20 protein-coding genes and 2 pseudogenes are annotated in these 16,985 nt (G+C 35.4%); 9 read left to right on the forward strand and 13 right to left on the reverse strand.

What is annotated here, in order from left to right; all coding sequences use genetic code 11:
- Positions 1 to 27: 27 nt before the first annotated feature.
- The 5 genes and pseudogenes from LC087_RS13315 to LC087_RS13335 form a co-directional block, all read right to left on the reverse strand.
- Positions 28 to 204: a LysM peptidoglycan-binding domain-containing protein gene (locus LC087_RS13315; RefSeq protein WP_226543080.1), complete on the reverse strand. Its 177-nt coding sequence runs from the start codon at positions 202 to 204 to the stop codon at positions 28 to 30.
- Between the two features lie 111 nt (positions 205 to 315).
- Complete coding sequence (locus LC087_RS13320; RefSeq protein WP_226543078.1) at positions 316 to 627, reverse strand: DUF3817 domain-containing protein; 312 nt, start codon at positions 625 to 627, stop codon at positions 316 to 318.
- A 229-nt stretch (positions 628 to 856) separates the two neighbouring features.
- Complete coding sequence (locus LC087_RS13325) at positions 857 to 1,327, reverse strand: DUF4181 domain-containing protein (RefSeq protein WP_306019637.1); 471 nt, start codon at positions 1,325 to 1,327, stop codon at positions 857 to 859.
- Positions 1,328 to 1,588: 261 nt separating this feature from the next.
- Positions 1,589 to 2,050, reverse strand: a complete 462-nt coding sequence (locus LC087_RS13330) for a DUF4181 domain-containing protein (protein WP_226543076.1) — start codon at positions 2,048 to 2,050, stop codon at positions 1,589 to 1,591.
- 97 nt (positions 2,051 to 2,147) lie between these two features.
- A pseudogene (locus tag LC087_RS13335) lies at positions 2,148 to 3,356 on the reverse strand (class I SAM-dependent rRNA methyltransferase).
- Between the two features lie 231 nt (positions 3,357 to 3,587).
- Between LC087_RS13335 and LC087_RS19735 the strand changes: the two are divergent.
- The 6 genes from LC087_RS19735 to LC087_RS13360 all read left to right on the forward strand — a co-directional run bounded on the left by LC087_RS19735 (position 3,588) and on the right by LC087_RS13360 (position 6,940).
- Positions 3,588 to 3,671 (forward strand): putative holin-like toxin, encoded by an 84-nt coding sequence (locus LC087_RS19735; RefSeq protein ID WP_226543094.1) that lies wholly within the window; start codon positions 3,588 to 3,590, stop codon positions 3,669 to 3,671.
- A 384-nt stretch (positions 3,672 to 4,055) separates the two neighbouring features.
- Positions 4,056 to 4,436 carry a GntR family transcriptional regulator gene (locus LC087_RS13340; protein ID WP_226543073.1) on the forward strand — a complete coding sequence of 127 codons (381 nt, stop codon included), beginning with the start codon at positions 4,056 to 4,058 and terminating at the stop codon, positions 4,434 to 4,436.
- Positions 4,429 to 4,755: an ATP-binding cassette domain-containing protein gene (locus tag LC087_RS13345; RefSeq protein ID WP_306019638.1), complete on the forward strand. Its 327-nt coding sequence runs from the start codon at positions 4,429 to 4,431 to the stop codon at positions 4,753 to 4,755. The genes LC087_RS13340 and LC087_RS13345 overlap by 8 nt, the downstream gene beginning before the upstream one ends.
- Positions 4,707 to 5,306 (forward strand): ATP-binding cassette domain-containing protein, encoded by a 600-nt coding sequence (locus tag LC087_RS13350; RefSeq protein WP_306019639.1) that lies wholly within the window; start codon positions 4,707 to 4,709, stop codon positions 5,304 to 5,306. The genes LC087_RS13345 and LC087_RS13350 overlap by 49 nt, the downstream gene beginning before the upstream one ends.
- On the forward strand, positions 5,303 to 6,001 hold the full coding sequence (locus LC087_RS13355; protein ID WP_226543071.1) for a hypothetical protein: 699 nt from the start codon (positions 5,303 to 5,305) through the stop codon (positions 5,999 to 6,001). Before LC087_RS13350 ends, LC087_RS13355 begins: the two co-directional genes overlap by 4 nt.
- 513 nt (positions 6,002 to 6,514) lie before the next feature.
- Positions 6,515 to 6,940, forward strand: a complete 426-nt coding sequence (locus LC087_RS13360; protein ID WP_226543070.1) for a BsuPI-related putative proteinase inhibitor — start codon at positions 6,515 to 6,517, stop codon at positions 6,938 to 6,940.
- A 71-nt stretch (positions 6,941 to 7,011) separates the two neighbouring features.
- Here LC087_RS13360 and LC087_RS13365 read toward each other — a convergent pair whose 3' ends face one another.
- From LC087_RS13365 to LC087_RS13395, 5 genes and pseudogenes are all read right to left on the reverse strand, one after another.
- Entirely contained in the window at positions 7,012 to 7,176 is a 165-nt protein-coding gene (locus tag LC087_RS13365; protein WP_306019610.1) for a hypothetical protein, read from the reverse strand.
- 22 nt (positions 7,177 to 7,198) lie between these two features.
- Positions 7,199 to 8,489 (reverse strand): annotated as a pseudogene (locus tag LC087_RS19925) (IS91 family transposase).
- A 1,130-nt stretch (positions 8,490 to 9,619) separates the two neighbouring features.
- Positions 9,620 to 9,787, reverse strand: coding sequence for a hypothetical protein (locus LC087_RS13385; protein ID WP_306019643.1), 168 nt, complete (start codon positions 9,785 to 9,787; stop codon positions 9,620 to 9,622).
- Entirely contained in the window at positions 9,780 to 10,280 is a 501-nt protein-coding gene (locus tag LC087_RS13390) for a hypothetical protein (protein WP_306019644.1), read from the reverse strand. The genes LC087_RS13385 and LC087_RS13390 overlap by 8 nt, the downstream gene beginning before the upstream one ends.
- 114 nt (positions 10,281 to 10,394) lie before the next feature.
- Complete coding sequence (locus LC087_RS13395; RefSeq protein ID WP_226541409.1) at positions 10,395 to 11,036, reverse strand: DUF4272 domain-containing protein; 642 nt, start codon at positions 11,034 to 11,036, stop codon at positions 10,395 to 10,397.
- A 175-nt stretch (positions 11,037 to 11,211) separates the two neighbouring features.
- On the opposite strand from LC087_RS13395, the gene LC087_RS13400 reads away from it, so the two are divergent.
- The 3 genes from LC087_RS13400 to LC087_RS13410 all read left to right on the forward strand — a co-directional run bounded on the left by LC087_RS13400 (position 11,212) and on the right by LC087_RS13410 (position 12,464).
- Positions 11,212 to 11,571 carry a hypothetical protein gene (locus tag LC087_RS13400; RefSeq protein WP_226541408.1) on the forward strand — a complete coding sequence of 120 codons (360 nt, stop codon included), beginning with the start codon at positions 11,212 to 11,214 and terminating at the stop codon, positions 11,569 to 11,571.
- Between the two features lie 159 nt (positions 11,572 to 11,730).
- Entirely contained in the window at positions 11,731 to 12,210 is a 480-nt protein-coding gene (locus LC087_RS13405; protein WP_306019645.1) for a S41 family peptidase, read from the forward strand.
- A gap of 26 nt (positions 12,211 to 12,236) precedes the next feature.
- Positions 12,237 to 12,464, forward strand: a complete 228-nt coding sequence (locus LC087_RS13410) for a hypothetical protein (RefSeq protein ID WP_306019646.1) — start codon at positions 12,237 to 12,239, stop codon at positions 12,462 to 12,464.
- Positions 12,465 to 12,570: 106 nt separating this feature from the next.
- On the opposite strand, the gene LC087_RS13415 is transcribed toward LC087_RS13410, so the two are convergent.
- The 3 genes from LC087_RS13415 to LC087_RS13425 form a co-directional block, all read right to left on the reverse strand.
- Positions 12,571 to 12,783, reverse strand: a complete 213-nt coding sequence (locus tag LC087_RS13415) for a carboxymuconolactone decarboxylase family protein (RefSeq protein ID WP_226541404.1) — start codon at positions 12,781 to 12,783, stop codon at positions 12,571 to 12,573.
- A gap of 145 nt (positions 12,784 to 12,928) precedes the next feature.
- On the reverse strand, positions 12,929 to 13,576 hold the full coding sequence (locus LC087_RS13420; RefSeq protein WP_226541402.1) for a hypothetical protein: 648 nt from the start codon (positions 13,574 to 13,576) through the stop codon (positions 12,929 to 12,931).
- Positions 13,573 to 16,650 carry a DEAD/DEAH box helicase gene (locus tag LC087_RS13425; RefSeq protein WP_306019647.1) on the reverse strand — a complete coding sequence of 1,026 codons (3,078 nt, stop codon included), beginning with the start codon at positions 16,648 to 16,650 and terminating at the stop codon, positions 13,573 to 13,575. The genes LC087_RS13420 and LC087_RS13425 overlap by 4 nt, the downstream gene beginning before the upstream one ends.
- Positions 16,651 to 16,985 lie beyond the last annotated feature (335 nt).

The following is a 16,985-nucleotide window of genomic DNA, read 5'->3' on the forward strand; positions in this document are numbered from 1 at the left end:
CACTCCTAATGCAAAAAGCATGCTTGGCTAGAGCCAAGCATGCTTTTTATCTGATTTATCCTTTTTAATCAATAGATTGGGATTTTCTAACTTATTTAGTTTCGCTAATTTATCAACACTGACATTATGTGCTTTTGCAATTTCTGATAGAGTGTCTCCCTTTTTCAAAAAATAGTATACATTTTTGCTTGCTTTTCCCCCCATTTAGCTTGCTAATTATTCCATAGTTGGTGTAAGTTAAGCAAATAATTTAACATTTCAAATGTTATAATTGGTAATGTTACTATTTATATTCATTTTTTCTCATCAAGTTTTTTATATCACTGTGTCATTCATTACATTGCTTTTAATCAGCTTAGCATCGTAGACAAAATAGCCAAATGGAATTAAGGCGACAATGACAGCTCCCGCTAACCAACGAAACGGCCAACGAATTTTTATTGTCACCCAGAAGATCATGATCATATAAATAACAAAAAGAACACCATGGGCCATCCCAACAATGGAAACAGCCTCTGGAATATCAAAAAAGTACTTTAACGGCATGGCAATGAAAAGCAATACTAAGTAAGAAAGTCCTTCTATCATTCCTGCCAAACGAAACTGACCAGATGTCGTTTTCCACATACCTTTCTACCTCCTCTTCTCTCTTCTTTCATAGTAGCAGATTTTTAGAATGAGAGGGTTTAAGAAAGTAACAATCCTAGATAAATCTCATCGCTAATATGGGTGAATCAGAAACTTGTTGTCCTATCTCAAAGATCCAGATGGGAATACACATGCACTGATGAATGAAAAAACAGAAAATCTCAGTTGTTTTTAGCTCTGAGCCTATGCTTCTGGACTTTAAGAGTATTCAAATAATCTCGAAAATGAAATGAAGAAAAGTAGTGCCTAGTGCCAATAATAGTAGCATAAACAATAGTTGGAGGATTGTAAAAAGAGCATAGTTTTTATTCTCTATATATTTCCACTCCAACCTAGATTGTAAAATACTAGAGAAAATTATATATATAAAAAATAGAAAAACCGGTTCTAAAAACCAATAGTTGTGGCGTGGGTCGATCTCGTAGTTTAAAATATATCCTAGAAAAATAAGCATAAAAGTAATGATTCTAATTGTCCAATCCACTTTTTTATGTCGTTCATTTAGATGGTCATCTCCATATGAACGAATATCTTTTTCAATATTAAGCCACTTTGTCAAAAGCTTATGAAACATATACCACAATAGTATAATGAGAATTAACATGACCACTAGAAATATAATTGGTAACAAAACTATATTTAAAAAAATAGTAGACACTCCTTTATTATCTATTCTCATTATTTACCTTAACATACTCTTTTTTTATCTTCTAATTCTCTTTCTATCAAGTATGAGGAAGTGATTCACTACTCCACAGTCGATATATTGCGGTTCAATTTATCTCTGAAAGGTTTATAAGTAAACATTTTCCTGTTTAGCATTTTGTAGAATGTTGTTTTTACAATGGATGACCCTCATTTCTCTGAGAATCAGAAACGTGGATGTCTTTTAAATTATTCAAAGGGAAATAGCAAGAATCACAGTTTTTTTACCGCTAGCCTACACCTCTGGAAATTGAATTGGGTAAAACAAACCAAAAAATCCAGTAATAAACATGGAAGCAACAAAGATAACCATAAACAGTAAATTCATTATAGTAAATAGGGCGTTATTCTTATTCTCTACATATTTCCACTCCATGATCGCTCTCGCTATTTCTGATACAATCAAAAACACAAATATAATGGTATAGGGCTCTAAAAACCAATAAACTTTCAGAGGATTAATGAAGTGGTTAATAATCAATCCTAGGGTTATAAGCACAATGGAAGAAATTCTTATAGTCCAGTCCACTTTCTTATGTTCTTCATTTAAATGGTTATAACCCCAAAAATAAAATCTTTTATCAACCTGAAGCCACTTTCTCAATAAAATGTGAACAATATACGACACTAGGACAAAGATAGCTAACAAAAGCGATAACTTTACTACAAACCATCCCATACTATTAAGAAAAGCCAAGAATAAACACTCCTTTTTAAACTATTCTCACTATTTACCTTAACATACTCCTTTTTACCCTTCTTATTTTTCTTTCGACAAAAAACCGAGTATTAAATCATACTCGGTCCGTTTGTTTTTCAATAAATACCACTTTTAAATAATTTCCTTCTTTAAATGATTTTGTTGTAGCAAAATCTTCTGGTAGAGAGAATTGTTCGATGATTTTATATGCTCACGTTTTTGTCTTTGAATGCTTGGTCGATGAAAGATTTAAATTTACGCATGTCGAACTGCGCGCAGTTGGTGGAAGCCACGATTACTCCATCATCCTCTGTAATATCAATGGCTTCTTTTAACAGGTTGGTATAATCTTTTTGCGGCACTAAAGGTCATTTTTTTCGTTCTTGCAAAGCTCGGTGGATCTATAATGACTAAGTCATAGGACAATTTCTTTTTCGCCGCGTATTTAAAATAGTGAAAAACGTCTTCGACAATGATTTTTTGCTCCTCATAATCAATTCCATTGACGCTAAATTGTTCGATGGTTTTTGGTTTGCTTCGATTCGCCACGTCGACACTAACCGTTTGTTTCGCTCCTCCTAAAGCAGCAAAAACAGAAAAAACACCTGTATAAGAAAACGTATTTAAAACCGTCTTTCCTTTCGCATACTGATCAAAAATCTTTTTTTCGAACCTCGCGTTGATCAAGAAAGACGCCGACCATCGCCCCTTCATTTAAATAAACAGCGATGTTAACACCATTTTCTTTCACAATCATTGGTGATTCTGCTCTTTCTCCAACGACAAAATCATCGTCTTCAATATACTTTCCGCCCGTATTAAAACGCTTTTTCTGATAAATCCCCTTAAAGCCAACGGACCTTTTTAAAGCAGACAAAATCTCTTCCTTAAAACGAAAAATCCCTTCACTATACCACTGGATGACGTAATAGCCCTCGAAGTAATCGATGGTTAAGCCACCAATACCATCACCTTCTGCATTAAAAACACGAAATGCGGTTGTTTCTTGATCATTAAAAAAGGTATCTCTTTTTTTAATGGCTGCTTTGATCTTCTTCTCAAAAAACAATCCATTTATTTGTTCATCCTTTTGTTTCGTGAGGATCCACCCGTACCCTTTATTTTGCTTTCCATAATAGCCTCTACCGATAAACTGACCATCTGAGGCCACTACGTTTACGATCGCTCCTTCGTTCGTTAACGATTCAAGGTTTTCAATGTCATCTTTTTTAATCAATGGGTAACCATTTCGATATTTTTTTATATGTTTTTCTTTTATTTTTAATTGGACTTGTTTTTGCATCATTGTCATCCTGACTTCAATTATTTTCTGTTCCAGCATTGATTATATCATTAGGGATCGTGAAAACAAATGATTTGGAAATTTCTACTTTTGAGGTGGTATAGAGAGTTTCAAGTAAGCAATTCTATTAATCTGCTTAATTTTACCTTACCATGGTATACTAGTTGTAACACATAATAGAGCAGGTTTTTGGATGGGGCGGTCACTTCCTTGAGAGAGGAGGTGGCGGTTATGACAACATACGAATCTATATCTTTAATGATCATGTTTGGTATGTTTGTTATTGCAATGCTGTCTTTCGAGCAAAAAAAATAACCATCCCTAAGCCTGCCAGCTAGATGGTTATCGTTCAATCTCCATAGACCGCCCGTTTAAAGGGCATTCTATTATGTGTGGCCGTAGGTGTTGGTAGCACCTACGGTTTTTTATAGTATATACATTTAAAATAAGAATTAGACGTACAAGTTGCTGTTTGCAACCTGTAAGGCGCATATCACGCACCCTGTTCACCATTAGTATACCACAATTAGTGCGAACAACATTAGAAAATGATCTTTTTGACGTTTTAGAGTGCTTATCTGGTGATAAAAAAGCATTTTTTGGTTTTGGTTTGTAAACTTCTACTTTACAAAAGGAAAGTTCCTCATGTATACTTAGTTACATAAGTAACTAACCAATTAACTATGGAGTGTGGCGCTAATGAAACCAACATTAGATGAAGACCAGCCCCTTTTTCAGCAAATCGCATCCATGATTATGGACGACATCGTCGATGGAAAGCTAAAAGCTGAAGATCAAGTTCCTTCTACAAATGAACTATCACGCTATTACAATATTAATCCCGCAACCGCACGGAAAGGATTACAAACCCTTGTAGATAAAGACATTATATATAAACAGCGAGGGCTGGGGATGTTTGTTGCAAAGGGGGCAAAAGAAACCTTGCTTTCCGAAAGAAAACAGCAATTTTATGAGGAATATATAGTTCCTCTCCTTAGAGAAGCGAAGCGAATTCATATGAATGAAGACATGATTATCCATTTAATCAAGACAAAAAAGGAAGGTGATTCAAATGATTAACGTGAAAGCAGTCACGTATGGGTATGATAAAAATTCCGTGCTTAAAGAGTTATCCTTTCAAGAGGGTCAGCCAATTATTACAGGTTTATGGGGGCGAAATGGAGCAGGAAAAACCACTTTAATGAGTTTACTGGCGGGTCATCATCGTCCAGACAACGGAACTATTCAAATTATGGGGGGAAAATCCTTACAACAGTATAAATGCAAAGCAGCCACATTTGTTATATTCAAGAAGACCATCCATTCGATCGAAAATGGACGGTTAAAGATTTGTGTAGATTCGGAGGATATTTTCATCCTAATTGGAATCAGGGTCTAGCTGAACAGTTAATCGACCTATATGAACTGCCCCTTAATAAAAAGGTTACTAAGTTTTCAAAAGGAATGAAAACAGCCGCACAAATTTTGTTAGGAATTGCGAGTCAAGCACCTATCACCGTCTTTGATGAACCCACTAATGGACTTGATGCAGTAAACCGGACCTTATTTTACGAAACGTTATTATCAAGCTATGAAGAGCAACCACGCATGTTTCTGCTTTCTTCACACCATATTGAAGAAATTCAACCTTTATGTGAATCCATCATAGTCCTTCACGAAGGAAAGATCGTCATTCATGAAACAATGGAACAAATGCGTCAAAGAGGAATTCTCTTAACAGGTTCTACAACAGACATTCAACAAGCTACTAAACTAGTCCCCATCATAGAATCTTCAAAACTAGGCTCTACTTCAACTGTGATGATTGATGCACTATATTCAAAGGAATGGAAAGAACGTGCGCACTCGCATCACCTTGATATTGAAAAGACAACCGTTCAAAAGTATTTAGTCAACAAAACGAAAAAGAAGAAGGAGGTAATCAAATGAACGCGGTAAAAGGAACGTATCGATTATTGTATGAGGATATGCGCTTTTACTTAATCCTGTTCTCGGCGATCACAATTCTAATGGCTGCGGTGTATTTGTTTATTGGAATTTTTTTTGACGCTGATTACTATGGTACTTTATTTGGTCCCCTATATGGAGCGATTTGTACAGTTGCCATCTATGAATTGGTTGTGACCTTTCCAATTGCTATAGGATTAGGCAGTACAAGGTCCCTTTTTATAAAGTGTTATTTTTTGATGGGTTTCCTTATGGTCTTTGGCACCACATTTGTTTTAAATAGCCTTTATTTCATCATCTACCTCTTAGAAACCAATGGCTTTCACAAAGTAGGGGTTTTTCATCCGGGAATGTTTTATTCGTATGAACCTAAATTAATCCCCTTCTTTTGGATTGATTTCATGGTCGGTTTGACCCTATTTGGCCTTTCGTCATTCATAACCATGAGCTGGCGCAGGTTAGGAACGGTTCAGTTTTTCATTTATTTCTTTATCATTACCATGTTTATCACATCCATTATTGCTATCCTTGGAACCAATCAGTCTATCGAGTGGATTTCAAAATTTAGTCCTCTAGAAATCTTTAATACTATAGGGTTGTTTGGGTTAATTCTCATTTTATTAACGTATCCATTAATGAAGAATGCCCCGCTGAAAATGAAAGGAGCAAAAGCTTGAAACGCCTAGACTTTAGGCGTTTTTTCTTATGCGATCAAACGTAACGAATATAGCCAAGACATACGTCAACAAGAAGATAGAAAATAAAACCAAAGAAATATCATACACCTTTCCCATCACACTGACACACCAAATAAAAATGAAACCAAAAAAATATATCCATTCCTTCTTTTCTTTAAATAGACTGATTGAAAAATGGATATGACTAATCCCAACATCACTAAATGAGCCAAAAATAATATTACGTTTAAGACTAACGTCTCATCCATTCTATCGCCTCTAATCTTTGTATTGATCTATATTCCTTGATTGTATCCGTTTTTGGGTTAACACAGGTGTTTGTATAATTAGGAAAAACAATCTAAAATATTGTTACTTTTAGTGCTTTATCACCATATTTAGGCGAGTGTGACATTTTTAACAAAATGTATTAAAGACAAATGTTACTATACAAGTGAGGACAGAAACAATAAAAAATAAAGAGAAAAAAATAAAAATTAGGAGGAGATTAAAATGAAAAAGTTGGTTAGTGTACTTAGTTTGTTGGTTTTCATATTCGCTGTGTCACCAGTTGCAAACGCTTACGGTTTCTGGGCAGGCACGATTGAACCAAGCATAGAATTAGGTGTTACTGAAAACGACGTAGATGTTACCTATACTATTAAAAATCAAACTCCTTACGTTTATGATATTTCTTTTCATTCTGGTCAAATGATCGAATATGAGTTATACAAAGATGGGGCACTTGTTGAACGCTATTCAGATTTATACATGTTTGACGCTTCAATGCATACGATTACTCTTATCCAAGCGGAAGAAAAAAGCTTTGACTTCACTATTCAAGATTTAGAACCGGGTGATTACGAGCTCAATGTTTGGCTTCATTCTGAGGCTTTAATCTATCAAACAACTTTAAGTGAATCTTTCACCATTGAGTAATCTTGAAATGAATCTAATTCTATGCGAAACCGTGAATAGGGGTTATAAGAAAAACCAGGTGTGATTAAAAATCACACCTGGTCCTTTTTGGTGCTCAGAATATCCTCAATCCTGTATTCCTTCCCATGAATACCTTTATAGTATTCAGGATACATGTCTTCTCCACATTTTTCACAGGAGAACATAGGGGGGACGGCTGGATCACCTCCATCCATTAAATCAAAATCTCTTACCACTTGTTGTGGAATCTCTTCTTTTTCATGACACACTAAACAAACAAAGTTGATGCTCTGTTTTGATTGGGCCATTTTTTCTTTTTTTTTTCTTGCCTTTTTTCGGTGTTTCGATACTGGTGAAATGATGAATCACCCTTTCTAAATAGGCTCTTGTCGTGGTACACAAGGCCACCTTGATTTCTAGTCTACCATTTTCAAGACAGACTTCTCCCTTGTATTCATAGTAACACTGGCATTTTTCACAAATAAGAGGGTCTCTCTTACCACTTGATACGATTCGTTCCCTCCATGTCTGACGGCGCATTGTTTTCTTTGCTTTCACTATCCAGCGTTTCGCTTTCTGTTGCCATTGACATAAGACTTTTTACTCAAGCCCTTGCATCTCCTTGAATACATCCCATAATGACGAATCGTCTTAAACTGTTCATCTGGGATATGACGAATAAGCCTAGAGATAAATTCCTCTACACTGATCGTTTCTCTCTTTTCTTTTCCGCCTGTCTTATCATGATACGTAAAGGTTACCTTTTTGCCGTCATATGCCTCGATCCGATTCAGTCCTATCGCAGGTCGACGAATATAACGGCCAATATAGCGAAGTTGTTCTTTTACATTCCCTTCCTGTTTTGGCGCATGCACATAGAAGCCCTTCCCATTATTGTGAAACGCCTGTTGTAATCGAGGTTGTATTCTCTTCTTTTCTTTTTCTGACACACCTCTGCGTATGAACTTTAACACCACGGTCTGCCACTGCTTTCTTAACATTTCAAATGGCAGATAATCGTACTGTTTCCATTCCCCCTTTTTCGTAAGACCTCCCATCGTCACTAGCATATGTACATGGGGATTGAAATTCACTCTGGATCCGAAAGTATGTAAGCCTGATATGATTCCAGGGGTCACTTTCGCTTTCTTTTTGAAAAATCCATGATTAATCGCGCCTCGTCCATCAAATCTTTTAACAGATGGCGATGAAGCAAAAACACATCACGCAGTCCTTCATCAATTGTAAAGATGACATGACGATGATTCACCTGTAAGACCTCTTCTGTTAGTAGTCGACTCCATTCTTCGCTTTCTCCTACTGAACAAGTGGTACAAAATCGCCCCTTACAACGATACGGAACCTTCCTGACATCATGGCAACCTTCACAAACAAATAGCTTAAATCCATTTTTGGGATTCCCACACCCTCTGAATTTCTCTATTTCCTTTCTTACTATTGGACGGATTTTAGCTCCATGTTTCTTTTGAAAGTGATCCCAATGGTTATGTTTATCAAAGAAAATTTGTTTTAATATATTATTCTCCATGACATCAAAATACCACAGTTTCTAAGACTGTGGTAGACCCGAAATTATATACTTTCTTATCTTTTAAGAAAGGCGCAAGCGCCCGTCTAGCGACGCAGGTGCTTATAGACCCCCGCATGAGATAAAGGAAACACGAATAGCCGCAGGCTTCGATGTTGACTTATCGTAGAGAGGAGGGCGAAGCATCACCAGTCGCTGGGCGCCGGAGCTAGACAACGATGAAAGCACTGTCTTATTAAGGACAAAGTTTATACTTTCTGATCTTATAAGAAAGGCGCAAGCGCCCGTATAGCGACGCAGGTGCTTATAGACCCCCGCATGAGATAAAGGAAACACGAATAGCCGCAGGCTTCGATGTTGACTTATCGTAGAGAGGAGGGCGAAGCATCACCAGTCGCTGGGCGCTGGAGCTAGACAACGATGAAAGCACTGTCTTATTAAGGACAAAGTTTATACTTTCTGATCTTATAAGAAAGGACCTTACTAAATGGAGGTAAGGTTCTTTTTGTTTTAACGAACTTTTTAGAGTACATTACCTTTCTATGCTTCACCTTTTTTGTTTTAGCTCGACCTCATCTATCTTTCTGTTAATCTTTTCTTGAACCTCACATCACTAAAGTGACGTGATTCCTGCGAACACCAGCGTAACCGCTAGTTATTTAGCAGGCTCTACCCGTAGTTCCTACGGTGAAAGACTGAAAAATTGTACGTTGAACTCACCACACGTCCTACTTTGCTTGGTTTTCGCTACTTCGGTACGTGTGGGGCGAAAGAACGTTGAAGATTTTACGTAGCAGACGTGTTTCCTGCTACAACCCTATATCTTCAGTTTTCAAAGAGCAATCTGTACACCTATATTTTACTATGTCGGATACTTATAAAAAAGTAATAAATCGCTACAATTGCTACTTGATCAATCAAACATGTCTGCATAGGCTTCCCTGAAATAAAGTACCCCCACAGCACCCCAACAAGAAAATGGACAGCGGGGGTAAAAATTGCAGCTACTAGAAATACCATCTTCCGTATATTCATCATTCTCTATCACCTCAAACCTACATGCTCATCTTATGTTAACAATGAATCTTACTTTTATCAAAAAATTCTAATTTTGTCATATGAATGATTGATTATAGAATACGAATGTACTCGCCTTCTTTCAATTTAAAATGAATGTCCATTGATCCTGATTCAATAAAATGAATAGGGATATCTGATATATCGATCAACTCGTTAATTTGAATTCGCTGTTTTTGGTTGGCTTCTAGTTTGATATGAAAAGGCCCCTTTTCATTCATGAGTGACTCCTTTCTCTCTCCTTCTTCCACAAAAAAATGAATCTAAAAATTCCAGCTCAAACGAAATCTCTTCATTACTTCGATTATGTAAAACGAATTCGCATTGTCCTTTTAGTAAGAATTCATTTCCTTTCTCAAAATCACATGATCCATTTCCATCGTATGATATCGCATGAATTCCAGTTGCCAATGTTTCTTGATAGCCTCCAATAATCAATTTCGGGATAAAAACATATAGCACGATAACCAGTATAAAGGCTATAAAATGATATTTTTTCGTGCTTTTCACTAGTAGAATAAGAGAAGCTATGAATAATATTGAACCTATAACACCTAGAAGAATAAACCCATCTTGATTACGAACTGGGTTAGACATAAAAATCATAGTTGCTTTATATGTCTTATTTTCTGGAAACATAAAATATATACCTAAAATAATAGATAGGGTTAGCGTTATGATGGAGCTAAAGAACATCTTTTTATTTTCCACCATTTTATTCCACATCCATTCATTAACAATGATAAAAGAAAACATCAGTAATTCAAGTGTCATTTAGGGTTGTAAGAACGGTCCGAAGGTGAAAAATGGATCAAGATGATCAATTTTTTACGTATCTGTGCTCACCTCGTCCCATTCCTGTTCCATATAATTTACGATCCAATTTAATGCATAATGCCGCTCATAAACAACACCTGGATCTAGATTAGAAGGAATTGTTTTTCCGTTAATCTGTGCCTCCCTCACTGCCCAATGAGCTCTATAAACATAATCAACAGCATCCATAATTTCACTAGTTGGTCTAAGATCTGCTTTACTTAATAACTCCTGTATTGATGAAGTTAAAACCATCTCATAAACCAAATCTACGTCACAAGTGGTTGATAGGTCTTCGACATTAGATATTAAATGAATAGACCAAAGTAGTACCCAAACACATTCTATTTTCCAAGAAAAGTTCATTATGTCATTTTGGTTTGGATTTTTACTTTTTAAAAAATTATGTTCATCTTCTGTAAATAATTCACTTGCTTTAAACTGCTCTATAAATTCTGCTAATTTTTCATTTGGTGCTCCCATTGATTTTGCTGAAACAATCGTTAATGGAATAATTCTGTTTATGATGTCTTCTTTTTTTCTAACAGTCACTTGTTTCGTATCCTCTGTGAAAGGTAAATGATGGTTTATAGGAATGTTCATTTCACTTAGTTTGCGCTCTGATTGATGTTTTCTAAATTCTACACTTTTCATATGCACGCCTCCAAGAATGTATTATAGAAACACTATCTTTATTATACACTTTACACCTTATACAGCCTTATTTTTAGAATTATTTATAACATATTTTACTTTTTTAGGTACACTTTTCTGATATGATTTAAGTGTTAAAAAACGTCATTATTAAAATAAAGAAGGAGAAGGCTAGATGAATAATAAGCTTGGGTTACTAATCAAAATCTTTGTCATTGCCAATCTTTTTATCTGGCATAATACTGATATATGGAACAACGAAAACGCTACTGTAGTACATATACCTATAGAACAAGCAAGAGAAGATATTACGACATTTACAAACAGTATTATTGGTCTTCACCCCACTATGCAAAATAGCGAGAACAGAGAGGTTTTTTTAAATCAAAGTGAATTACTTAAGCAAGAACTTAATTCATTTATTACCAAAACTGAGCTTTATATGAATTTATCTAAACTAATGGTTCAATTGGAAGACTCTCATACCACGCTAAAATTTGAATCTTCATCAGTCCTTCCGATTTCTTTCAAGTAGATAAGTGAGGGTTTAATTATTACCGATGGTCAATCTAACATTGAACCGGGAGACAAGGTCGTTGAAATTGGAGGAATAGATGAATCCATTATACTAAACAAGTTTGAAGAGGTTATCCCTCGAGAGAATGACTATTGGTTAACATATCGAGCTGCAAACATGGCAAGAATGGAGGAAGTTCTGACGTGGTTAGGGTGTGAAATTAAGAATGACGGAGTGAAGATCAAAGTAGAAAAACCAAATGAAACAATACTAGCAGAAGAAGTCAAATTCACTTCCATTGAAAAGGTGACCAAAAGCGAAAACAACCAATTGGTTTACTATCAAATCTTGCCAGAGTATCAAACGGCGATTTTAACCATAGCTGAATGTAGATTCGATGAAAACTATAAACAGACTTTAGAGCAATTTTTTCAAGAAGTAGCAAAATGGGATGTAGAAAGAATTGTCGTTGATTTACGAAAAAATACGGGAGGTAACTCTATCGTTGTCAACGAATTTTGTAGATATTTAGAACATGAAAATGCAAAAATGGTTGCTTTACCAAACACACAAAGTATAGAAAACCTTTTTAGTGGTGACGTTTTTGTAGCCACTTCAAATCAAACGTTTGCTCAGCTAATCTATTTGCTGGAATGATAAAGTATTATCATATAGGTAAAACCGTGGGAGAACCAACAGGTAATGCCCCAAACCATTTTGGAGAAATCAAGACCTTCACCTTACCAAATTCACAAATAAACTATCGTGTTTCTTCAATGGCATTTACAATGCTTAATGGAGAAGATAAGGATACCATCACACCTGATATTCCTCTTTCTTATTCTCGACAACATATCGTAAATGGAGTTGATCCATTAATGGAATGGATTGAGGATCATGACATTAAATAAGATAAAGGTTAGTTTTTATTTCATCAATCCCTCTTTAATATCCAGAAGATTCGTTGATCAATCCGATATTATGGCTCTTTTTAGGCAACGTTTGAGGGGCCACTTTCTAATATTTCCTCTCAGGTTCTAATTTCATCATCTCACCAAAATCGTGACAAGCAGATGTAAATGCAACAAAAGCACAGAGTTCACTAATCTCCTCATCCGTAAAGGTATCTTCTAATAATTGAAAGATTGAATCAGAAATATCTCCCCTTTGTTTTGCAAAAACTTCTGCAAACCCAATGGCAATTGATATGTTTTCATCGAATTTGTCCATCTCTGGCTCTCCTTTTGCTTTAAAGCTAAGATCACTTTTCAGAAATTAAGACGATTCCACGTAAAAAGCACAACTAGCTTTCTTTTTCGCTCATTGTGCTTTTCTTTTGTTTTGCGATACTTTCGGTAAAAGACTATTTGATTGATTATTCAAATGAGAGGTTTAAGTTAATGTTTTTCGCTTCCTCTGCATAAACACCAACTTCATAGTCGCCAATTTCACCTTCGAAGGTAATCTCTCCACTTCTAGAAGAATCTATTTTCCGTTCCCAAATAACGTTTCCAGAATGTTCGAGATAAATTACAACGTCTCCTTCTTTGACTGAAGCTTCATAAGGAATCACGACAACCGATTGAGGTTTCTCTTGAAAGTGAAAACTCTCTACACTACTATGCCCTTTTAGTGATCCGATTGTTAACTTTACATCTCCATTAATAGAGGTTTTACTGACATTCATCGCTACATTTTCGCCAAAAAAGAACACGGAAGCAAAGATTGCTCCTGTCGATAAGGTTATAAACAAAAAGAACGATCCAAAAATGATGATGAGGCGCTTAGATACCTTCTTATCCGATCGATGGAATAGCCGATTCACGCTATATACCATTCGAAAGATAATGGGGAATAAGGTTATTGAAATTAGGTTGATGACCCATTCACCACTGATGAAAGATTGAGCTATAAGGATCGGGATGGCTAAGAAGTAAAATACTACCCCAAACCAATATACCCCTCTAAAAAACATATGTTCTAAGTTAGGCTTTCCAAAAATAAAGTAGATGATAGTTTTCATGTCTTTTCCTTTCTAGATGAGTTAAAGATGATTAATTCAAGTAGCTTTAACTCTACTTTTTCAACATGCTCAGCAATGGTTTGATAATATTCTTTTTTTGATAATCGATCATAGTCTCCTACTATATAAAACTCTTTTTTCGCTCTTGTTACGGCAACATTAATCAAGTTGGGCTTTGAGCAAGACCAATCGGCCGCACTATCTTTATTTTCATCCGTACCTACGACGAAATAGACAATATCAGCTTCTTTCCCTTGAAACGTATGAACGGTTCCAATATTTTTATTCACCCAACTTTGAGCTGTTTTATCTAATACACCTTCGCTCACTAAATGAGACTTTACAATTTTCCTGAGTCCTTCTTTTACTGCTGTAAAAGGCGTAATGACATATAAACTAGGAGGTTTTGATTGTAATTTCCACTGGTAAGTAATCTTTTCTGCTACGAGATAAGCTTGTTCTTCTACAAACTGAAGGTTAACGGCCGTACCTTTGCAATCAAACCAGCTACTTTTTCCTTTCTTCTTCAAAGCTAGGACCATGTTGTTATCATAGGCAATTTCATTTGAAATCGTAAACATTGGATCTTGACATCTTCTATGCACCCATAACGGGATACCAATCCATTGTCCATCTTTTGTGTACATGCCAAAAGGATTCGCATGATCTGCTAAAGATTGTACAGACGATCCAATATCAATATACCGGTCATGAATTTGAAAATGTCTCTTTACATCCGCTAAAATGGTTTGATCAATAGTGACAACCGGTTCAATTTGAATAGGATCTCCTACGACAATCGCTCGTTTTGATCTCCACATAGCACCAGCCGCTTGCTGGGGAGTTGCTTGACCTGCTTCATCAATAAACAAATAGTCTATAAAATCTTGATCGATCCCCTTATACATGGAACGAAAGCTAGCAAACGTGGTACTTACTAATGGCGTTACTAGATGAATCGTTTTCCATGCGTTTTCTAAATACGTTCTATGCTCACGTTGATTTAAATCTAGTTTATTTCTAAAATTGATTAACCGTATACTGGATTTAATGGCTTGATCATTAAATATCATGATCAGCTTATGTATGTTCATAGCTTTTAAAAATAGTAACCCTCTTTCATAGTTAAGTTGATCTGTAACCCATGGTGTTTTTTCTTGTCTGTTCTCATAGGCATTTATGTTGTCTTTCCAATATTCATCATCCGGTATGATAAGATTTTGTTTTCTATAATTCTTTTCTTTTCCTCTTAAAAAATTTAAAGCTACATCTAACTTAGCGACTTTATTATTCTTCTCCTCCAACCTCTTTTTCGCATGATGTAGCTGTTTTTGATCTCTTTTTAACCTCTCCAACGTCTCATAGAGCTCTTTTTCTAGTTTGATTTTCTTTTCGTCTTTTTTTCGTAAAAGTCTTTTGAAAAAGGGTTGTTTCGGTAACGTTTGTAGTTGTTGCTTTATTAATCGTCTATTTTCTTCATGATGATTAATTTCTGTTTTTAAATAGATTTCCTTTTCCTCTAGGAGCATCCCTTCTTCTTTTATACGATTTAACTCTCTCTGCAAGTCCTGCTCTTTTTTATAAAGTTCGGAAAATTCCTGTAAATCATGTTTCATATCCTCAACTGATCTTAACGTTTTTTGAAAATCCTCCACTGCTTCTTGCCAATCTGTTAATTCTACAGTCTTTTTGTCTTCTTCTAACTGTTTAATGAAAGTTTTCTTGTCTTCGGCACAACCATATAAGGCTTTATAATAGGTAGAAATATTTTCTGATTTCCCAAGAGCGGCAGAAAACAAGCCCCATGCATCTACTGACTCGTCATCAAGGAGTCTTTTTGCAGCTGTGGGGTATAGATCTGTTTTCGTACAATAGTCCAAATAACTGTTTTCATATTCAGTTGCCTCACTTTTATCTTTTTCTTTAATCATTGGACTATCTACTGGAATGTCTTTTGATATATTTTCAACAGCCCCATTGTTACTAGACGCAACAACCATAGAATAGTTACTGATGGACTCATCTATTTCATAAATAGCATAAGGATAAGTATCTAATTTAAGCGTTTTTATATGTTTGAAGGCTTCCTTAGGATCTGCAAAACAAGTCATTTTTTCTGCTCTTTCAACCATGAGTTCGGCAAAAATATCTTTTAATAAGGTCGTCTTTCCTGTTCCAGGAGGCCCATTTACGGAACTGATCTTTTGATTCATATGAAAAATTTGATTAACTGCCACTTGTTGCATAAGAGATAAGCGGTGTTTAATTGGTGATGGCCATCTTCCGTTCGGCAGATTTTTTGGTTGCAAAATATCCTCAAGTAGTTCTCGATTTTCATTAATTACTGTTTTATTACGTTGTTCCCCTTCGATATATTGACGAAGCGTTTCATTTTCACCTTTCTCTATGATTCTCCCCAAATCATGTAAGAAGAAACTGTTAAAGTTTTTGTCTCCCTGGTCTTGACCGTTTTTTACGATCTCCTTTTCAACATAATGTAGTGACTCCTGGTCAATTTGGAAAAAGTACTCCTTATAAACGTTAAGGACTTTACGCAAGGCAACCTCTGTCACACCATTTAAAAGAGACGCATCTACCTGTTCAGAGAACAACTTTAATTGATCTTGATAATGCTCCATCATATTTTCATAGTTACCTCGATGACTCCTACCCACTTCTTTCAATACGTACATAAGGATGGGGACAAAAAGAGAGTCTTTTATATACTGACCGTTTTGATCAACTAAGATAGAAAAACTAAAGAGTTTTTGATTATTTTTATTGATAATCTCATCCTTATTTCCAAACACTTCTCGCAAATAGCAGACAAGTGTATCTTGTTTAAAACATGATAAATAGTAACGAAATTGAATTCGGTGCTTTTCTGGATTAGCTAATTGTATCTCTAACCAAGGCCTATCACTTAATGAAACTTGTTCTGTTTTTATACGTTTCTGTTGATCTAAAAATTTCTTTTCACACATAGATTCGGAAATCCCTTTTACTTCACTAGGTGACAATGCCTCAACTGTATGCCACGCTTTTAATACAGACTGTACACTCGATTTCTCCACCTTCTCACTCCCCATAAACATCCTGATACTAACATTTTATAGTTATATGATACCATATTTATAAATTTGTGATTTAAATGACTGTTTTTATTAAATAGAGAGAGGTAAACTTTTTTTGATGGACATCAAACATTACTATAAATATGTAATTGATTAGGTCGCAAAAAATTCCACAGACAAACACGAGCCAACAAGAAGAAGGTGGAGTTGTACATTCCTTTACATAGCAAAAAAATTATCAATAAAGCTAAAGTCCATAGTTTTACTGGTAAGGTCAAGACACATATTCAAGTAAACGTGTAGGGAGAATGTTTTGCTTTTATATTTAGTGAATT

Source organism: Bacillus carboniphilus (assembly GCF_020524035.2).
In the GTDB taxonomy this organism is placed as follows: domain Bacteria; phylum Bacillota; class Bacilli; order Bacillales; family JAIVKR01; genus Bacillus_CC.

What these genes read in the sequence shown, in the direction of transcription:
- LC087_RS13315 (WP_226543080.1), bottom strand. Translation starts at nt 204, where the DNA reads ATGGGGGGAAAAGCAAGCAAAAATGTATACTATTTTTTGAAAAAGGGA.
- LC087_RS13320 (WP_226543078.1), bottom strand. Translation starts at nt 627, where the DNA reads ATGTGGAAAACGACATCTGGTCAGTTTCGTTTGGCAGGAATGATAGAA.
- LC087_RS13325 (WP_306019637.1), bottom strand. Translation starts at nt 1,327, where the DNA reads ATGAGAATAGATAATAAAGGAGTGTCTACTATTTTTTTAAATATAGTT.
- LC087_RS19735 (WP_226543094.1), top strand. Translation starts at nt 3,588, where the DNA reads ATGACAACATACGAATCTATATCTTTAATGATCATGTTTGGTATGTTT.
- LC087_RS13340 (WP_226543073.1), top strand. Translation starts at nt 4,056, where the DNA reads ATGAAACCAACATTAGATGAAGACCAGCCCCTTTTTCAGCAAATCGCA.
- LC087_RS13345 (WP_306019638.1), top strand. Translation starts at nt 4,429, where the DNA reads ATGATTAACGTGAAAGCAGTCACGTATGGGTATGATAAAAATTCCGTG.
- LC087_RS13355 (WP_226543071.1), top strand. Translation starts at nt 5,303, where the DNA reads ATGAACGCGGTAAAAGGAACGTATCGATTATTGTATGAGGATATGCGC.
- LC087_RS13360 (WP_226543070.1), top strand. Translation starts at nt 6,515, where the DNA reads ATGAAAAAGTTGGTTAGTGTACTTAGTTTGTTGGTTTTCATATTCGCT.
- LC087_RS13385 (WP_306019643.1), bottom strand. Translation starts at nt 9,787, where the DNA reads ATGAATGAAAAGGGGCCTTTTCATATCAAACTAGAAGCCAACCAAAAA.
- LC087_RS13390 (WP_306019644.1), bottom strand. Translation starts at nt 10,280, where the DNA reads ATGGTGGAAAATAAAAAGATGTTCTTTAGCTCCATCATAACGCTAACC.
- LC087_RS13395 (WP_226541409.1), bottom strand. Translation starts at nt 11,036, where the DNA reads ATGAAAAGTGTAGAATTTAGAAAACATCAATCAGAGCGCAAACTAAGT.
- LC087_RS13400 (WP_226541408.1), top strand. Translation starts at nt 11,212, where the DNA reads ATGAATAATAAGCTTGGGTTACTAATCAAAATCTTTGTCATTGCCAAT.
- LC087_RS13405 (WP_306019645.1), top strand. Translation starts at nt 11,731, where the DNA reads ATGGCAAGAATGGAGGAAGTTCTGACGTGGTTAGGGTGTGAAATTAAG.
- LC087_RS13415 (WP_226541404.1), bottom strand. Translation starts at nt 12,783, where the DNA reads ATGGACAAATTCGATGAAAACATATCAATTGCCATTGGGTTTGCAGAA.
- LC087_RS13420 (WP_226541402.1), bottom strand. Translation starts at nt 13,576, where the DNA reads ATGAAAACTATCATCTACTTTATTTTTGGAAAGCCTAACTTAGAACAT.